The organism is Rhizobacter sp. J219 (genome assembly GCF_024700055.1).
Lineage (GTDB): Bacteria > Pseudomonadota > Gammaproteobacteria > Burkholderiales > Burkholderiaceae_C > Rhizobacter.
The window spans coordinates 4696098-4712384 of sequence record NZ_JAJOND010000001.1 but is presented as its reverse complement, the minus strand read 5'-3'; the positions used below and the strand labels follow the sequence as shown (position 1 = coordinate 4712384).

General features: G+C 68.3%; 13 protein-coding genes, 2 tRNA genes and 3 pseudogenes. 12 read left to right on the top strand and 6 right to left on the bottom strand.

All coding sequences use genetic code 11. The annotated features are described in order from the left end of the window. Window positions 1-19: 19 nt before the first annotated feature. Window positions 20-310, top strand: a complete 291-nt coding sequence (locus LRS03_RS22450; protein WP_257828368.1) for an MSMEG_0570 family nitrogen starvation response protein — start codon at window positions 20-22, stop codon at window positions 308-310. Window positions 311-330: 20 nt separating this feature from the next. Further along, window positions 331-1633: pseudogene (locus tag LRS03_RS22445) on the top strand (MSMEG_0569 family flavin-dependent oxidoreductase). Between the two features lie 18 nt (window positions 1634-1651). Here LRS03_RS22445 and LRS03_RS22440 read toward each other — a convergent pair. Next, window positions 1652-1728: transfer RNA gene (locus LRS03_RS22440), tRNA-Ile, on the bottom strand. A gap of 35 nt (window positions 1729-1763) precedes the next feature. After that, window positions 1764-2782, bottom strand: a pseudogene (gene hrcA, locus LRS03_RS22435) (heat-inducible transcriptional repressor HrcA). An 82-nt stretch (window positions 2783-2864) separates the two neighbouring features. Between hrcA and LRS03_RS22430 the strand changes: the two are divergent. The 4 genes and pseudogenes from LRS03_RS22430 to LRS03_RS22415 all read left to right on the top strand — a co-directional run bounded on the left by LRS03_RS22430 (window position 2865) and on the right by LRS03_RS22415 (window position 7030). After that, window positions 2865-3740: an NAD kinase gene (locus tag LRS03_RS22430; protein ID WP_257828367.1), complete on the top strand. Its 876-nt coding sequence runs from the start codon at window positions 2865-2867 to the stop codon at window positions 3738-3740. 12 nt (window positions 3741-3752) lie between these two features. Next, window positions 3753-5442, top strand: a pseudogene (gene recN, locus LRS03_RS22425) (DNA repair protein RecN). Window positions 5443-5514: 72 nt separating this feature from the next. After that, window positions 5515-6417 carry an RNase adapter RapZ gene (gene rapZ, locus LRS03_RS22420; RefSeq protein WP_257828366.1) on the top strand — a complete coding sequence of 301 codons (903 nt, stop codon included), beginning with the start codon at window positions 5515-5517 and terminating at the stop codon, window positions 6415-6417. After that, entirely contained in the window at window positions 6404-7030 is a 627-nt protein-coding gene (locus LRS03_RS22415; protein WP_257828365.1) for an LON peptidase substrate-binding domain-containing protein, read from the top strand. Before rapZ ends, LRS03_RS22415 begins: the two co-directional genes overlap by 14 nt. Here the strand turns inward: LRS03_RS22415 and mutY are convergent. The 4 genes from mutY to mutM form a co-directional block, all read right to left on the bottom strand. Next, window positions 7023-8087: an A/G-specific adenine glycosylase gene (gene mutY / locus LRS03_RS22410; RefSeq protein ID WP_257828364.1), complete on the bottom strand. Its 1065-nt coding sequence runs from the start codon at window positions 8085-8087 to the stop codon at window positions 7023-7025. The genes LRS03_RS22415 and mutY overlap by 8 nt on opposite strands. Beyond that, window positions 8084-9601 (bottom strand): dynamin family protein, encoded by a 1518-nt coding sequence (locus tag LRS03_RS22405; protein WP_257828363.1) that lies wholly within the window; start codon window positions 9599-9601, stop codon window positions 8084-8086. Before LRS03_RS22405 ends, mutY begins: the two co-directional genes overlap by 4 nt. Next, window positions 9573-10061 carry a P-loop NTPase family protein gene (locus tag LRS03_RS22400; RefSeq protein WP_257828362.1) on the bottom strand — a complete coding sequence of 163 codons (489 nt, stop codon included), beginning with the start codon at window positions 10059-10061 and terminating at the stop codon, window positions 9573-9575. The genes LRS03_RS22405 and LRS03_RS22400 overlap by 29 nt, the downstream gene beginning before the upstream one ends. 147 nt (window positions 10062-10208) lie before the next feature. After that, window positions 10209-11024 (bottom strand): bifunctional DNA-formamidopyrimidine glycosylase/DNA-(apurinic or apyrimidinic site) lyase, encoded by an 816-nt coding sequence (mutM, locus tag LRS03_RS22395; RefSeq protein WP_257828361.1) that lies wholly within the window; start codon window positions 11022-11024, stop codon window positions 10209-10211. A gap of 86 nt (window positions 11025-11110) precedes the next feature. Here mutM and LRS03_RS22390 point away from each other — a divergent pair, with 86 nt between their 5' ends. The 6 genes from LRS03_RS22390 to LRS03_RS22365 all read left to right on the top strand — a co-directional run bounded on the left by LRS03_RS22390 (window position 11111) and on the right by LRS03_RS22365 (window position 16260). Beyond that, window positions 11111-12907: a tetratricopeptide repeat protein gene (locus LRS03_RS22390; RefSeq protein ID WP_257828360.1), complete on the top strand. Its 1797-nt coding sequence runs from the start codon at window positions 11111-11113 to the stop codon at window positions 12905-12907. Next, window positions 12904-13428, top strand: coding sequence for an outer membrane lipoprotein LolB (locus LRS03_RS22385; RefSeq protein WP_257828359.1), 525 nt, complete (start codon window positions 12904-12906; stop codon window positions 13426-13428). The genes LRS03_RS22390 and LRS03_RS22385 overlap by 4 nt, the downstream gene beginning before the upstream one ends. A gap of 2 nt (window positions 13429-13430) precedes the next feature. Further along, entirely contained in the window at window positions 13431-14318 is an 888-nt protein-coding gene (gene ispE, locus LRS03_RS22380; RefSeq protein ID WP_257828358.1) for a 4-(cytidine 5'-diphospho)-2-C-methyl-D-erythritol kinase, read from the top strand. A 39-nt stretch (window positions 14319-14357) separates the two neighbouring features. Next, window positions 14358-14434: transfer RNA gene (locus LRS03_RS22375), tRNA-Gln, on the top strand. A gap of 92 nt (window positions 14435-14526) precedes the next feature. Continuing rightward, window positions 14527-15510, top strand: coding sequence for a ribose-phosphate pyrophosphokinase (locus LRS03_RS22370; protein WP_257828357.1), 984 nt, complete (start codon window positions 14527-14529; stop codon window positions 15508-15510). A gap of 105 nt (window positions 15511-15615) precedes the next feature. Continuing rightward, window positions 15616-16260 carry a 50S ribosomal protein L25/general stress protein Ctc gene (locus LRS03_RS22365; RefSeq protein ID WP_257828356.1) on the top strand — a complete coding sequence of 215 codons (645 nt, stop codon included), beginning with the start codon at window positions 15616-15618 and terminating at the stop codon, window positions 16258-16260. The last annotated feature ends 27 nt before the right edge of the window (window positions 16261-16287 follow it).

Below are 16287 nucleotides of genomic sequence, written 5' to 3'. Positions count from 1 at the left end.
CACCCCTGAGACCGACCCCATGCCCGCCATGCACTACCGCCTTCGCTGGCCCGATGCCAGCGAGACCGTCTGCTACTCGCCCTCGCTCGTGATCCACGACTACCTCACGCCCGGCGAGGACTACCCGCTGCCCGAGCTGCTGCGCCGGGTGCGCGAGGCCACCGCCATCGCGAGCGAGCGGGTGCGCGAGAAATTCGGCTTCGCCTGCTCGCGCGCGGCCGACCAGCTGCTGCAGACCGAGGCCCACGCCGCCCCCTTTGCCCACGACGCCGAGGCCCGCGTGCGCGTGCTCGCGTTCGAACCCGCCTGAGCTTTCACCGGAGTCCCTTCATGAAGAACCCCACCCTGCCCCATCACGAAGTCGTCGTCGTCGGCGGCGGCCAGGCCGGCCTGTCCATCAGCCACGGTCTGAGGGCCGAAGGCATCGAGCACGTGGTGTTCGAGAAACACCGCGCGATGCACGTGTGGCGCACCCAGCGCTGGGACAACTTCTGCCTCGTCACGCCCAACTGGCAGTGCGCGCTGCCCGGCCACCCGTACCGCGGCGACGACCCGCACGGCTTCATGAAGCGCGAGGAGATCGTGCAGTACCTCGATGCGTTTCGCGCCCATGTGGACGCGCCGCTGCGCGAGGGTGTGGCGGTGGAGCTGGTGAAGCCGCTGCCCGAGGGCGGCTTCCTCGTGCGCAGCAGCGACGGCGAGTGCACCGCGCAGCAGGTCGTCGTCGCCTCGGGCGGCTACCACGAGCCCATCGTGCCGCGCCTGGCCGAGCGCTTGCCGGCGCCGGTGCTGCAGCTCCATTCGGCGCAGTACCGCAACGCCGCGCAGCTGCCACCCGGCAAGGTGCTGGTGGTCGGCTCGGGCCAGAGCGGCGCGCAGATCGCCGAAGACCTGCACCTCGCCGGCCGCGAGGTGGTGCTGGCGGTGGGCGATGCGCCGCGCTGCGCGCGCTTCTACCGCGGCCGCGACGTGGTCGACTGGCTGGCCGACATGGGCTACTACGACATGCCGGTGGGCCAGCACCCGCTGCGCGAGGGCGTGCGCGACAACACCAACCACTACGTGACCGGCCGCGACGGCGGGCGCGACATCGACCTGCGCCGCTTCGCCAGCGAAGGCATGCAGCTCTACGGCGCGCTCACCGGCCTCGATGCCGACGGCGACACGCTGCGCTTCGCCCCGCGCCTGCGCGAAGTGCTCGACCAGGCCGACCGCACCTACAACGGCATCAACGCCTCGATCGACCGCTACATCGACGAGCAGGGCCTGCAGGCGCCGCCCGCGAGCGTCTACGAGCCGGTGTGGGAGCCGAGCGAGGAGCGCGAGACCTTGTCGCTGAAAGATGCGGGCATCACGAGCGTGCTGTGGTGCATCGGCTTCGCGCCCGATTTCCGCTGGCTCGACGCCCCGGTCTTCAACGGCCGCGGCCACCCGGTGCACGAGCGCGGGCTGACGCGTGTGCCCGGCCTGTACTTCATCGGCCTGCCGTGGCTGCACACCTGGGGGGTCGGGGCGCTTCTCGGGGGTGGCGAGGGATGCGGCCTTTGTGGTGCAGCGTGTCGCAGATCTGCGCTCGACGAAGGCCAAGTTGTCTGCCGCGCCAAGCAAGCTCGTCGATCTCGCGGTCGTCTGAGGCCGATGACAAGAGAGTTGGTAGGCCGTGCTGGGCTCGAACCAGCGACCAAAGGATTATGAGTCCTCTGCTCTAACCAACTGAGCTAACGGCCCCTCTCGAAAGAGCCGCGATTGTAGGCAGCCCGCCGCTACTTCACGCTGAGCGCATTGCTCACCAGCCGCGACGTGATGTCGACGATCTGGATCATGCGGTCGTACGCCATGCGCGTCGGCCCGATGACGCCCAGCGTACCCACGATCTGGCCGTTCACTTCATACGGCGCCGACACGACCGAGAGTCCTCGAACGGCACCACCATGCTCTCGCCGCCGATGTAGATGCGCACGCCTTCGGCGCGGCTGCTCACGTCCAGGAGGCGCATCAGCTGCGTCTTCTGCTCGAAGAGGTCGAAGAGCTTGCGCAAGGACCCCATGTCGCTGGAAAAGTCTTGCACCGTGAGCAGGTTGCGCTCGCCGCTGATGACGACCTGCTCCTGCTGGTCGGCCATCGCCTCGCTGCCGGCCTGCACGGCGGCCTGCATCAGCGAGGCGATCTCGCCGCGCAGCACGTCGACCTCGCGCTTCAGGCGCTCGCGCACTTCTTCGATGGTGAGCCCGGCGTATTGCTGCGTGAGGTAGTTGCTGGCCTCGATCAGCTCGCTCTGGGTGTGGTCGTGCGCGGTCATGATGACGCGGTTCTGCACGTCGCCGTCGGGCGCGACCATGATCACGAGCACCCGCCGCTCCGACAGCCGCAGGAACTCGATGTGGTGAAAGACGCTGGCCTTGCGCGGCGCCGTCACCACGCCGACGAAGCTGGACAGGCTGCTGAGCATCTGCGCCGCGTTGGCGATCACACGTTGCGGCTGGTCAGGCGCAAGCTGGGTTTCGAGCGGCGCACTGGCGGCGCTCAGGTCGATGGGCTGCGCCGTCAGCATGGTGTCGACGAACAGCCGGTAGCCGCGGGCGGTCGGGATGCGGCCGGCGCTGGTGTGGGGGCTCGCGATCAAGCCCAGCTCTTCCAGGTCGGCCATCACGTTGCGGATGGTGGCAGGAGACAAGTCGAGCCCCGAGGCCTTGGAAAGCGTGCGCGAGCCGACGGGCTGCCCGTCGGCGATGTAGCGCTCGACCAGCGCTTTCAGGAGGGTTCTGGCTCGCTCGTCCAACATGGTTTTTCATTGTAGGACGCGGGGCCTCGGGCACCCACCTCAGACCCCATCCTGTCAAAGTCCCTGTGGTGTAATCCTTCGCATGCCGTCACGCTTTCGACACGCCGCACTCGTGGGCAAGTACCAGGCCCGGGGCATCCGTGGGGTGCTCGAAGAGATCGCGCATTTCCTCTCGCGGCAAGGTCTCGAAGTGTCGTTGGAGCGGGAAACGGCGCTCAACACCGGCATCACCGATCTCAACGGCTTGAACCCCGCCGAACTCGGCAAGCATTGCGACATGGCGGTGGTGGTCGGCGGCGACGGCACCATGCTGGGCATCGCCCGCCAGCTGGCCCGCTTCAACCTGCCGATGGTCGGCATCAACCAGGGCCGGCTCGGCTTCATCACCGACATCCCGGTCGGCCACTATGCCGAGGCGCTCGCACCCATCATCGCCGGCGACTATGAAGAAGAGCGACGCACCATGCTCGAAGGCAGCGTGGTGCGCGACGAGCAGCGCATCTTCGATGGCTTTGCGATGAACGACGTGGTGGTGAGCCGCAGCGCGACCGCCGGCATGCTGGAAGTGAAGGTCGACGTGGGCACCGAGTTCGTGGCCAACCTGCGGTCGGATGGCGTGATCATCGCGTCACCCACCGGCTCGACGGCGTATGCGCTGTCGGCCGGCGGGCCCATCCTGCACCCGGGCATCGGCGGCTGGCTGCTGGTGCCGATCGCGCCGCACGACCTGTCGAACCGGCCCATCGTGCTGCCCGACACGCAAGACATCCTGATCGAAGTGGTGAACGGCCGCGACGCGAGCGTCAACTTCGACATGCAAAGCCTCGCGAGCCTGTTGCCGGGCGATCGCATCGTGGTGCGTCGGTCGAGCCACCAGGTGCGCTTCCTGCATCCGCGGGGCTGGAGCTACTACGCCACGCTGCGGCGCAAGCTGCACTGGCACGCGGGCGTCAACTGAACACGATCGATCATGCTGCGCCGACTTTCCTTGCGGGATTTCGTCATCGTCACGTCGCTCGAAGTCGAGCTGGCAGGGGGTTTTCGGTGCTCACCGGCGAGACCGGCGCGGGCAAGTCGATCCTCATCGATGCGCTGCAGCTGGCCCTCGGCAGCCGGGGTGACGCCGGGGTGGTGCGCGAAGGCGCAGCCCGCGCCGAGATCAGCGCCGAGTTCGATTCACCGGCAAGCCTCGCGGGCTGGCTCGATGAAGCAGGCTTCGAGGTGGGCGACACGCTGCTGCTGCGCCGCGTCATCGACGCGCAGGGCAAGAGCCGCGCGTGGGTCAACGGCAGCCCGGCAACCGTCGCCCAGCTGCGCGAGGCGGCCGATCACCTGGTCGACATCCACGGCCAGCACGCCTGGCAGAGCCTGACGCGCGCCGCGTCGGTGCGCGGCCTGCTCGATGCCTATGCCGGCGTCGACACCTCGGCGCTGGCCCTCGCCTACCAAGCCTGGAAGACCGCCGGCGATGCGTTGACGAAGGCGCGCACCCAGCAGGCCGATCTCGAACGCGAGCGCGAGCGGCTGGCGTGGCAGGTCGGCGAAGTCGACAAACTCGCGCCCGGCGCCGACGAGTGGGACGAACTCGACGCCGACCACAAGCGCCTGTCGAATGCGCAGTCGCTGATGGACGCCGCAAGGGCCGCGCTCGATGCGGTGAGCGAAGCCGAGCTGAATGCAGACAGCCTCACAGGCCGCGCGATCGACGCGCTGCAAGACGTGGCCGACTACGACCGCCGGCTGGCCGAGGTGGCCGAGGTGCTGCAGAGCGCGCAGACGCAGCTGCAGGATGCCGCGCACACGCTGACCAGCTACCTCGGCCATGCCGAACTCGACCCCGAACGCCTGCGCGAAGTCGACGAGCGCCTCTCCGCCTGGATGAGCCTGGCCAAGCGCTACCGCCGCCCGCCGGCGGAGCTGCCGGCGCTGCTCGCGCAGTGGAAGGATGAGCTGCGTGCACTCGATGCCGCGGCCGATCTGGACGGCCTGGAGCGTGCGCTGAAAGACGCCGCGACGGCTTACGACGCCGAGGCCAAGCGGGTGTCGGCCCTGCGCAAGACGGCCGCGCCGAAACTCGCCGCCGCGATCACGCAGGCCATGCAGCAGCTGGGCATGGCTGGTGGCCGCTTCGACGTGCAACTGAACGCGCAAGACGAACGCCAGGCCTTCGGCCAGGAATCTGCCGAGTTCCTGGTGGCGGGCCACGCCGGCAGCACGCCTCGGCCACTCGCCAAGGTGGCCTCGGGCGGCGAGCTGTCGCGCATCGCACTCGCCATCGCCGTCACCACCAGCCAGCTGGCCCAGGGGGCGACAGCGCGGGCACCTTGATCTTCGACGAGGTCGACGCCGGCGTCGGCGGTGCGGTCGCCGACACCGTCGGCCGCCTGATGAAGCAGCTCGGCCGCGACCGCCAGGTGATGGCCGTGACGCACCTGCCGCAGGTCGCCGCCTGTGCCGACCACCATTTCGTCGTCAGCAAGGCGCTGCGCGACGGCACGACCCGCAGCGACGTGCAGCCGGTCGGCGGCGAGGCCCGCGTGGCTGAGATCGCGCGCATGCTCGGCGGCGAGCGCCAGACCGGCACCACCCTCGCGCATGCGCAGGAGCTGCTGTCGGTGGCGGCGGAGCCGACCGGCCGCAGCGCACGCAAACGTCCATGAGCACCCTGCCCGACTCCGTGCCCGAGGTCGCTCCGGCGGTGCCGGCCGCCCCCGCGTCGTCGCCCCCCTGCCGTGCCGCACGAGATCGTGCTGGTGACCGGCATCTCGGGCTCAGGCAAGTCGATCGCCCTGCACGCACTCGAAGACGCCGGCTTCTTCTGCGTCGACAACCTGCCGCCGGAGCTGCTGCGCGAGTTCCTCCGACTGGAACACGAGCGCCAGCAGCGGCGTGTGGCGATCGCCGTCGACGTGCGCAGCGCCGGCTCGCTGCCGCATCTGCTGCCGCTCATCCACGAGCTGCGCCAGGAAGGCGTGACCGTGCGCTCGATCTTTCTCGATGCGAGCACCGATGCGCTGGTGCGCCGCTTCTCCGAAACGCGCCGCCCGCATCCCCTGAGCCAGGAGCTGACACCCAGCGCTCCCGCCCGCCGCCGCGACGACGAAGCCACGGTGAGCCACCGCGCGCTCAACGACGCGATCGAGATGGAGCGCGAGCTGCTCTCGGGGCTGCGCGAAGCCTCCACCGTGGTCGACACCAGCCAGCTGCGCCCGGCGCAGCTGCGGTTGTGGATGCGCGACCTGGTGCAGGCCCAGGCGCGCGCGCTCACGCTCGTTTTCGAGTCGTTCGCCTTCAAGCATGGCGTGCCGCTCGATGCCGATTTCGTGTTCGACGTGCGAGTGCTGCCCAACCCGTACTACGTGCGCGAGCTGCGCGCCCAGACCGGGCGCGATCGCGAGGTGATCGCCTACCTGGAAGCGCAGCCCGAAGCGCTGGAGATGCTGTCGCAGATCGAGGCCTTCATCTCGCGCTGGCTGCCGTCGTTCGAGAACGACCAGCGCAGCTACCTGACGGTGGCCATCGGTTGCACTGGCGGGCAACACCGCTCGGTCTACCTGGTCGAAACCCTTGCGAGGCGCTTTGCCAGCCGCGGCATCGCGCTCATTCGCCATCGAGAGCTTGATGCCCGAGACTGAAGCGCCGCTCATCTCCCTGCCCCTCTTCCCGCTACAAGCCGTCCTCTTCCCCGGTGGGCTCCTCAGCCTGAAGGTGTTCGAGGCCCGGTATCTGGATCTGGTGAGCGCCAGCCTGCGCGAAAGCAAGCCCTTCGGCGTGGTGGCGCTGCGCCAGGGCAGCGAAGTGCGCAAGGCCGGCGAGCCGGTGGTGCTGGAAGACATCGGCACCACCGCCGAGCTGCTCGATGTGGACAGCACCCAGCCCGGCATCCTGCAGGTGCGCTGCCGCGGCCTGCACCGCTTCAAGGTGCAGTCGCGCGAGCAGCAGTCCGACGGCTTGTGGCTTGCACACGCCACGGTGATCGACGACGACGACGTCAACATCGCGCCCGTCGGCGCCTACCTGGAAAGCGTGCGCGGCCTGGCGAACGCCATCGCCACGCTCAAGCAGCAAGGCACCGAGCCGTTTCTCAAACCCTTCAAGTTCGAGAGCGCGGGCTGGGTGGCCAACCGCTGGTGCGAGATCCTGCCGATCTCAGTGGCGGCCAAGCAGAAGCTGATGGAGCTGCCCGATCCGCAGGTGCGGCTTCAGCTTGTCAACGAGTTCCTGCGCACCAAGGGCGTGGTCAAGTAACGCCGCTCTTGAGCAGCTTGCGCAGCGGCGCGGGCAGGCCCATCGCGAGCGCTTCGTCGAGGCCGTACCAACCACCGGCCGGCAAGGCCGAGGTGATCGCGTCGAGCGACTTCTTCGAGAGCGTGTTGGGCAGCGCGACGCGCAACGGGTGCAAGGTCCAGTCGAGGTGCGTCAGCACATGGGTGAAGCTCGGCAAGGCTGTGTGCTCGCCCGGCCAGTCGCGGGCGGCGGCGCTCAGCGCTTCCGGTGAGTCGAACTCCGGCAGGCTCCAGAGGCCGGCCCACACGCCGGTGTCGGGCCGCGGGCACAACCAGAGTTCGTCGCCCTTGCCGAGCCACAGCCAGGCGTTCTCGCGCCGGCCGCGCTTGAGCTTGCGGGTCTTGACCGGGAACCTGTCCTGCGTGCCGGCACGGCGCGCAGCGCAATCGGCCTGCACCGGGCACAGCAGGCATTGCGGTGAGCGGGCCAGGCAGACCGTCGCGCCCAGGTCCATGATGCCCTGCGTGTAGGCGGGCATGTCGGTGTACGGGAGCAGCGCGGTGGCGGCATCCCACAGCTCGCGTTCGTGGCGCGGCACGGCGAGGTCCTTGTCGAATGCGAGGAAGCGCGTCAGCACCCGCTTGACGTTGCCGTCGAGGATGGCCACACGCTCGCCGAAGCAGAACGAGGCGATGGCAGAGGCGGTCGAGCGGCCGATGCCGGGCAAGGTCGCGAGCCCTTCGGCCGTCTTCGGAAACTCGCCGCCGTGGAGCGCCACCACCGCCTTGGCGCAGGCGTGCAGGTTGCGCGCACGGCTGTAGTAGCCGAGACCGCTCCACAGCGCGAGCACGTCGTCCTGCGTGGCCGCGGCCAGCGCCTTCACGTCGGGAAAGCGCTGCAGGAAACGCTCGTAGTAGGCGAGCACCGTGCTCACCTGCGTCTGCTGCAGCATGACCTCGGAAAGCCACACGCGGTACGGGTCGGTCGTGCGCTGCCAGGGCAGGTCGTGGCGGCCGTGCGTGGCTTGCCACGCGATCAGAGGAGTGGCAAAACGATCTTGCGTCGGCGTGGCGCTCAAGCCTGTGCGGCGTAGAGCATGCCGGCTTCGCTGTTCTGCGCTTCGGCCGGGGTGCCTTCGGCACGGGCCTGCTCTTTCACGCGGCCGGCCATCTCGTGGCAACGCGTCTGCAGCTGGTGCAGCTGCTCGTCTTGCGCTTCGAGTTCGGCAATGCGCTGCTCGAGGTCGCCCGACGCGGCCTGGATGCGCTCAAGCGCCTCACGGCGGCGGCGGAAGCCACGGCGCCGCTCGCGCAGCTGCGAATCGACCTGCGCGGAGGCCATCTTGTTCCACAGCTCCAGCTCGCTGCTGGCGTTTTCGAACACCACGCGCAGCTTGGAGACCAGCATGCGGCGGAACTGCTCCATGAACTTGGGCTGCGACAGGCGCAGCGCCTGGGTCAGCCCGAGGTACTGCACGTAGCTGCGCTGGATGAGCGCCAGCTCCTTGATGAAGCGCTCGAAATCGGGGGCCTTGTTGACCGACAGGCTGAAGCCGAACTCGGCGTTGAGCTTGCCGAACGAGGCGTTGAGCATCTCGCGGATCTCGCCGGCGCGCACCTGCGAGGCCTCGAGCAGCTCGCGCAGCCTGCCGCACAGGGCGAGGAAGGCTTTCTTCGCGCCGAGGTTGAGCAGCGAGGCATTCATCGCCTTCTGCATCTCGTTGACTTCTTCGCGCAGGCGGTCGCTGGTGAGGTCGACCAGCGCGTTCTTCAGCATGCGGCTGTGGACCATGCGCATCGCCTGCAGCTTGGACGTGCACTGCTCGAACTCGGCCGTCTCGGCGTCGACACGCTCGATCATCATGCGCGTCTTGGCGCTGCTCTTGCCGCGCAGGCCGCGCAGTTCGAGCATTTGCTCGGCCATCTGGCGGCGGCGGTCGGCGAGGCCACGGTTGACCTGCGCTTCCATGCGCACGATGGCGTCGGTCACCAGCTCCTGCAGGATGTCGCGGCGCTGCGGCAGCAACTGCGCGCCGAGCGCGGACTCGAGCGCCGGCAGGCGGCTCTCGACCACGCCTTGCGGGTTCTTCTCGATGCGCGAGGCCAGGGCCTGGCGCGCCGACAGCGGGAAGACACGCTCGGGCGACATCTCCAGCGTGCGGGCGGTCGCCTGGCGCTGCGATTCGATCTGCTCGCGCACCTGCTCGGGCGTGGCCAGCGGGTCGATCAGCGCATCGATCTTGTTGAGCACCACGAAGCTCGTCTGCGCCGGCGAGCCGAGGTGGTCGCGCCAGATCGCCATGTCGGACTTGGTGACGCCGGTGTCGGCCCCGAGGATGAACACCATCGCATGCGCTGAGGGCAAGAGGCTCAGCGTCAGCTCGGGCTCGGCGCCAATGGCGTTGAGGCCCGGCGTGTCGAGCACGACGAGGCCCTGCTTCAGCAGCGGGTGCGGGTAATTGATGATCGCGTGGCGCCAGGCCGGCACTTCGGCACGGCCCTGGTCGTCGGTGGGCGGGTTGTCTTCGGGGTGCTCGTCGTCCCAGAAACCCAGGGCCTTGGCGTCATCGACGCTCACCCACTGCGTGCGCATCACTTCCTGCAGCGCATCGGACAGCTTGTCGGGCGAGCTTCACGTCGAGTGGCACGTGCGTCCAGACCTTGGGCTGGCTGCGCAGCTCGCCGAGCGAGAGTCCTTCGAGGCGGGTGCCGATGGGCAGCAGGGCCAGTGCCGGCTCTTCGCCCAGCTCGAAGCCCAGTTCGACCGGGCACATCGTGGTGCGGCCCGGCGTGGCTGGCAGCACACGACGGCCGGTGTCGGAAAAGAAGATCGCGTTGATCAGCTCGGACTTGCCGCGCGAGAACTCGGCCACGAACGCCACCACCAGCTTCTCACCGGACAAGCGGCGGCGCAGCGCATCGAGGGATTCGTGGGCGGACGGGTCGGCGACGTCGTGCTCGGCGAGGAAGCGGCTGTACTCGTCCAACCGCGCGCCCAGCACGGCACGCCACTGGGAGAGTTCGTCGAGACTGCTTGCGAAAGAGGTCGCCATCGGGGGTGGTCGCGAGCCACGCAAAAGAGCGTGGGGCATGGTAGCGCAGTGTCCTTTTGGCGCAGTGCAGCGGAAACAACTGGTTGCCCAGGCTGGTGACGAGATGTGAGGTTTTTGGCGCTTTGTCAAAACGCCTCGCGGCGGCTTTCAGCGGCGCTGGCAGCGAGGGCAGAAGAAGGTGGAGCGCTGGCCCTGCACGATGCGGCGGATGGGCGTGCCGCACACCCCGCACGGCAGGCCTTCGCGGCCGTACACCTGCGCCTGCAGCTGGAATTCGCCGGCCATGCCGTGGGCATCGCGGAAGTCGCGCAGCGTCGAGCCGCCGAGGGCCAGCGCGCGGGCCAGGGTGTCGCGCACCGCGACGGCGAGCCGCTCGGCGCGCGGGCGGCTGATCGTGTCGCTGCGGGTGCGCGGGTCGATGCCGGCGTGGAACAGGGCCTCGCAGGCGTAGATGTTGCCGGCGCCCACGACGATGTCGCCCGCCAGCAGCGCGAGCTTCACCGCCACCCGGCGGCGCTTGAGCGCGGCGTGCAGGTAGGCGCCGTTGAAGGCCGCGTCGAAGGGCTCGACGCCGAGGGTCGAGAGCAGCTGTGCGGCCATGCCGGCATCGAGCGCTGGCGACCAGACGACCGCCCCGAAGCGACGCGGGTCGGTCAGGCGCAGCACGCCGCGGGTGGTCGACAGATCGAAGTGATCGTGCGTGCCATGCGGGGGAGCCGTGTCCTGGAAGCCCAGCGAGCCCGACATGCCCAGGTGCATCAGCAGCCCGCCGCGAGTGAGCGGCAGCCAGAGGTATTTGCCGCGCCGGCTCGTGTCACCCACGGTCTGGCCGACGAGTTCTTCGGGCGCACAACCGAGCGGCCAGCGCAAGGGCTTGCCCAGGCGAACCGCCGTCACGCGGGCACCCGAAATGCGGTGGGCAAAGCTCTGGCGGGTGACCTCGACCTCAGGAAGTTCTGGCATCCGGGAATTATCACGACGGGAACGAATCGGACCAGGCGATGAACCGGTGCGACACCTAGAATCTTTTCGAGCCCAAGGAGCCTTGCATGCCGACTTCTTCCCCGTTCCCTCGCGCCGGCCTGGCCCTGGCTTGCGCGCTCGTGCTGATGCACGGCGCCCATGCCCAAGAGACGGCCCCGAAGGGGCCTGCCGAGCCGGTGCGCAACTCCGCACTTGACGGCCCGTTGTTCTACCAGTTGCTGCGCGGCGAGCTGGAGTTGCGCTCGGGCCAGGTGGTGGAAGGCCACCAGATGCTGATCGACGCGGCACGCCGCACGCGCGACGAAGCCTTGTTCCGCCGCGCCACCGAAGCCGCGCTGCAGCAGCGCGCCATCGAGCTGGCGCTGCAGACCACCCAGGTCTGGCGCGCTACGCTGCCCGATTCGCTGGAAGCCGCACGCTATCAGCTGCAATTGCTCATCGTGATGAACCGGCCCGATGACACGGTGGAGCCGCTTCGCACGCTGCTGCGGCTCACGCCGGCGGGCGAGCGCTCTGCGGCCATCACGGCGCTGCCGCGGCTTTTCGAGCGCAGCGGCGACAAGGCCCAGACCGCCAAGCGGCTCGAACAGATCCTGCAACCTTCGCTCGGCAGCGCCGACACCCGCGTGGCAGCGCAGGTGGCGATCGGGCGCGCGTGGTTCGCGGCGGGCGACAACGCCCGCGCCAACGAACTCGCCAAGGCCTCGCACGCGCAAGACCCGGCGGCTGAGCTGCCCGCGCTGCTGGCGCTCGAGTTGATGGGCACGACGCCCGCGGCCGAAAGCATCGTGCAATCGCATCTGCAGGCCAAACCGGCGAGCCACGCGATTCGCATGGTGTACGCCCGTGTGCTCAGCGCCGGGCAGCGTTATGCCGACGCCGTGCCGCAGCTCGAAGCCGTGACGCGTGGCGACAACCCGCCGCTCAACGCATGGTTGACGCTGGGCGCGCTGCAGCTGGAGCTGAAGCATCCGCGCGAAGCCACCGCGGCCCTTCAGCAATACGTGCAACGGGCACAGAACGCGCCGCCCGCGGTGGTCATCCAGGCAGGCCCGCAAGATGAGGACGACGACAACGCCGAGACCGCGGCCGATCGTGGCCTGACGCAGGCCTACCTGCTGCTGTCGCAGGCGGCCGAACAGCAGCGCGACTACGTCGGCGCCGAGGCCTGGCTCGCCAAGGTCACCGACGCGCAACGTGCGCTCGACGTGCAGTCGCGCCGCGCGTCGCTGCTGGCCAAGCAGGGCAAGGTGCAGGCCGCACGCGAGCTGATCCGCAACGTCCCCGACAAGGGCCCCGACGACCTGCGCGCCAAGCTGCTCGCCGAAGCGCAGGTGCTGCGCGAGGTCAAGCAGTGGGAAGAGGCGAACCGCGTGCTCGCCGCGGCCAACCAGAAATTCCCCGACGACCCCGACCTGCTGTACGAGCAGTCGATGATGGTGGAGAAGCTCAACCGCATGGACGAGATGGAGCGCCTTTTGCGCAAGGTGATCCAGCTCAAACCCGATCACCACCACGCCTACAACGCACTCGGCTACTCGCTGGCCGAGCGCAACCTGCGCCTGCCCGAGGCTCGCGAGCTGATCAAGAAGGCCCTCGACCTCGCTCCCGGCGAGCCTTTCATCACCGACAGCCTTGGCTGGGTCGAATATCGCCTCGGCAACCGCGAGGAAGCCCTGCGCCTGCTGCAGCAGGCCTACAAGTCGCGGCCCGACGTCGAGATCGGCGCGCACCTCGGCGAGGTGCTGTGGATGAGCGGTCAGCACGAGGAGGCCCGGCGCGTGCTGCGCGAGTCACACAACCGCGACCAGGGCAACGAGGTGCTGAAGGAAACGCTGGCGCGCCTGCGGGTGGACCTGTGAGGGGTCTCGTGGCGGCCTGCCTGCTGGCAGGGGTGCTGCTGTCCGGGTGCGCCACCGTCGGCCAACAGGCACCCACCGGCAGCACCACGCTGTCGGGCAAGCTCTCGGTGCGGGTGGATGCCACCACCACCACCCCTGCGCGCAGCGAGAGCGGCAACTTCGAACTCAAGGGCTCGCCCGAAGCGGGCCAGCTGAACCTGTCCAGCCCGCTCGGCACCGTGATTGCGCAAGCCCGCTGGGCCGGTCAACGCGCCTGGCTCGCCACCTCGCAAGGCGAAACCGCCTACCCCGACCTCGACACCCTGACGCAAGAGATGCTCGGCGAGCGCCTGCCGGTCGCGGCCCTCTTCGACTGGCTGCGCGGCCGCCCGTGGCCCGGCGCCGCCAGCCGAGCCACCGACGGTGGTTTCGAACAACTCGGCTGGAGCATCGACCTCGCCCGTTTCAGTGACGGCTGGGTCGCCGCCCGGCGCGCCCAGGCACCGGCCGTGCTCGTGCGGGCCCGGGTCGACCCCTCCTGACCATGCCCCTCACCGCCCTTTACGAGGTGGCCGCGCCGGCCAAGATCAACCTCTTCCTGCACGTCATTGGCCGCCGCACCGACGGCTACCACCTGCTGCAGTCGGTCTTCACGCTGGTCGACTGGGCCGACACGCTGCACTTCGAGCGCCGAAGCGATGGCCAGCTCGCCCGCCATGATCTGGGCGCCACCCTGCCGGCAGAAGACCTCTGCCTCAAGGCCGCCCGCGCGCTGCAGGCCGCGTCGGGCGCGACATTCGGCGCTGACATTTCCATCGACAAGCAGGTCCCTTGGGGCGCCGGCATGGGCGGCGGCAGCTCCGATGCGGCCAGCACCTTGCTCGCACTCAACCGCCTGTGGGGCTTGAATTGGCCTTTGCCACGCCTGATGGAGATCGGCCTGGCACTGGGGGCCGACGTGCCGTTTTTTCTCGGTGGCGATAACGCCTGGGTCGAAGGCATCGGCGAAAAGCTCACGCCGCTCGCCCTGCCGCCTCAGTGGCTGGCCGTGGTGAAGCCCGCCGCCAGCATCGAAACCCGCGCCATTTTCACGAGCCCACTGTTGGCCCGGGATACCGAAGCTGCTATAGTCGCGGGCTTCCTTGTGGACGCCGGCATTGATGCGCTGCTGGAAGGCTTCGGTCACAACGACCTGCAGCCACCCGCCGAGCACCATTGCCCCGAAGTGGCGCAAGCTGCTTCCCTGCTCAAGGCCCATTTCGGCAACAGCCGCATGACGGGTTCAGGCAGTGCGGTGTTTGCGAGGGCAGGCAGGATTTCAGGCACAAGCGCCACACCCCTGGCGACGCTTCCGGCGGATCTTCCACCGGGCTGGGTGGGGCGGATGTGCCGCAGTCTGGAACAGCACCCCCTGAAGGGCTGGGCCGGCTGAGCAGGTTGAAGGTGGGCTGCGCAAGCGGCCAACCGGTGTAGGGGAGTCGCCAAGTTGGTTAAGGCATCGGATTTTGATTCCGACATGCGAGGGTTCGAGTCCTTCCTCCCCTGCCAAATGTTTGTTTGATTCCCGGTGCCGCGGGCATGATCCTGGCGGCACGCCGGGGCTGATGTGCAAGGGCGCCGCTGACCATGGCGACGACCCAATGAGCCTCGACGGAGGGAACGTGCTTTTCAACACCGTGCTGTTCACCGGGAATGCGAATCCTGCCCTCGCGCAGGAAATCGCCGGCAATCTCGGCATCGAACTCGGCAAGGCCCGCGTCGGCCGTTTCTCCGACGGCGAGGTCGACGTCGAGATCCAGCAGAACGTCCGCGCACGCGACATCTTCATCGTCCAGCCCACCTGCGCGCCGACGAATGAAAACCTGATGGAGCTGTGCATCATGGTCGACGCGCTCAAGCGCGCCTCGGCACGGCGCGTGACGGCGGTGATCCCCTACTTCGGCTACGCCCGCCAGGACCGCCGCCCGCGCTCCACCCGCGTGCCCATCAGCGCCAAGGTCGTGGCCAACATGCTCGAAGCCGTGGGCGTCGAGCGCTTGCTGACCATGGACCTGCACGCCGACCAGATCCAGGGTTTCTTCAACATTCCCGTCGACAACATCTACGCCTCGCCGGTGCTGCTGTCGGACGTGCAGAACAAGCGCTACCGCGACCTCGTGGTCGTGTCGCCCGACGTGGGCGGCGTGGTGCGCGCCCGTGCACTGGCCAAGCAGCTCGGCTGCGAGTTGGCCATCATCGACAAGCGCCGCCCGAAGGCCAACGTGTCCGAGGTGATGCACGTGATCGGCGAAATCGACGGCCGCAACTGCGTGATCATGGACGACATGATTGACACCGCGGGCACGCTCGTGAAGGCCGCCGACGTGCTCAAGGAGCGCGGTGCAAAGAACGTCTACGCGTACTGCACGCACGCCGTGTTCTCCGGCCCGGCGATCGAGCGCATCAAGTCCTCGCAGCTCGACGAGGTCGTGATCACCAACACCATTCCGCTCAGCAACGACGGCAAGAAGTGCGACAAGGTTCGCCAGCTGTCGGTCGCCTTCCTGTTCGCCGAGACGATCCGCCGCATTTCGGACGGCGAATCGGTGACCTCGCTGTTCGCCGAGCAGAACAACAACTTTTGAATGAAGTAGCGGGTTCCTTGCGGAGCCCTTCTTTCGTGGCGTGCCTTCGGCCCGTCTAACCCCGAGGAGCCTGGTCGCGGGCACTCATCCATCATTGGAGTCACTATGAAATTCGTCGCTTTCGAGCGCACCAAGCAGGGGACCGGAGCGAGCCGCCGCCTGCGCAACGCCGACAAGGTGCCCGGCATCGTTTACGGGGCGGGCACGCCCACGATGATCGAACTCGATCACAACGCCCTCTTCCACGCGCTGAAGAAGGAAACCTTCCACTCGACCATCCTCGAGATGGAACTGGCCGGCAAGACGCAGCAAGTCCTGCTGCGCGACTACCAGCTGCACCCCTTCCGCCAGATCGTGCTGCACGTGGACTTCCAGCGTGTCGACAGCACCACCAAGATCACCAAGAAGATCCCGCTGCACTTCGTGAACGAGGAAAACTCGCCGGCCGTCAAGACCGACAAGTGCCTGGTCAACCACGTCGTGACCGAACTGCGCGTGCAGTGCCTGGCCTCGGCCCTGCCTGAACACATCACCATCGATCTGGGCGAGCTGACCAAGGGCCAGTCGCTGCACGTGAGCGACCTCAAGCTCCCGGCCGGCATCACCGTCATGACGCAAGGCAAGCCGAACCCCGTCATCGTGTCCACCTCGGTCGTCGCCGAGGAAGAAGAAGCTGCACCGGCCGCACCGACCGTGGCCGCAGCCCCCGCTCCGAAGGCCAAGAAGAGCGAGAAGCAGAACAAGAAGTGATGCCTTCCCGCAAGGCCTCAAAGCCCC

What these genes read in the sequence shown, in the direction of transcription:
- LRS03_RS22450 (WP_257828368.1), top strand. Translation starts at nt 20, where the DNA reads ATGCCCGCCATGCACTACCGCCTTCGCTGGCCCGATGCCAGCGAGACC.
- LRS03_RS22430 (WP_257828367.1), top strand. Translation starts at nt 2,865, where the DNA reads ATGCCGTCACGCTTTCGACACGCCGCACTCGTGGGCAAGTACCAGGCC.
- LRS03_RS22415 (WP_257828365.1), top strand. Translation starts at nt 6,404, where the DNA reads ATGCCCGAGACTGAAGCGCCGCTCATCTCCCTGCCCCTCTTCCCGCTA.
- LRS03_RS22405 (WP_257828363.1), bottom strand. Translation starts at nt 9,601, where the DNA reads ATGCGCACGCAGTGGGTGAGCGTCGATGACGCCAAGGCCCTGGGTTTC.
- LRS03_RS22400 (WP_257828362.1), bottom strand. Translation starts at nt 10,061, where the DNA reads ATGGCGACCTCTTTCGCAAGCAGTCTCGACGAACTCTCCCAGTGGCGT.
- mutM (WP_257828361.1), bottom strand. Translation starts at nt 11,024, where the DNA reads ATGCCAGAACTTCCTGAGGTCGAGGTCACCCGCCAGAGCTTTGCCCAC.
- LRS03_RS22390 (WP_257828360.1), top strand. Translation starts at nt 11,111, where the DNA reads ATGCCGACTTCTTCCCCGTTCCCTCGCGCCGGCCTGGCCCTGGCTTGC.
- ispE (WP_257828358.1), top strand. Translation starts at nt 13,431, where the DNA reads ATGCCCCTCACCGCCCTTTACGAGGTGGCCGCGCCGGCCAAGATCAAC.
- LRS03_RS22370 (WP_257828357.1), top strand. Translation starts at nt 14,527, where the DNA reads ATGAGCCTCGACGGAGGGAACGTGCTTTTCAACACCGTGCTGTTCACC.
- LRS03_RS22365 (WP_257828356.1), top strand. Translation starts at nt 15,616, where the DNA reads ATGAAATTCGTCGCTTTCGAGCGCACCAAGCAGGGGACCGGAGCGAGC.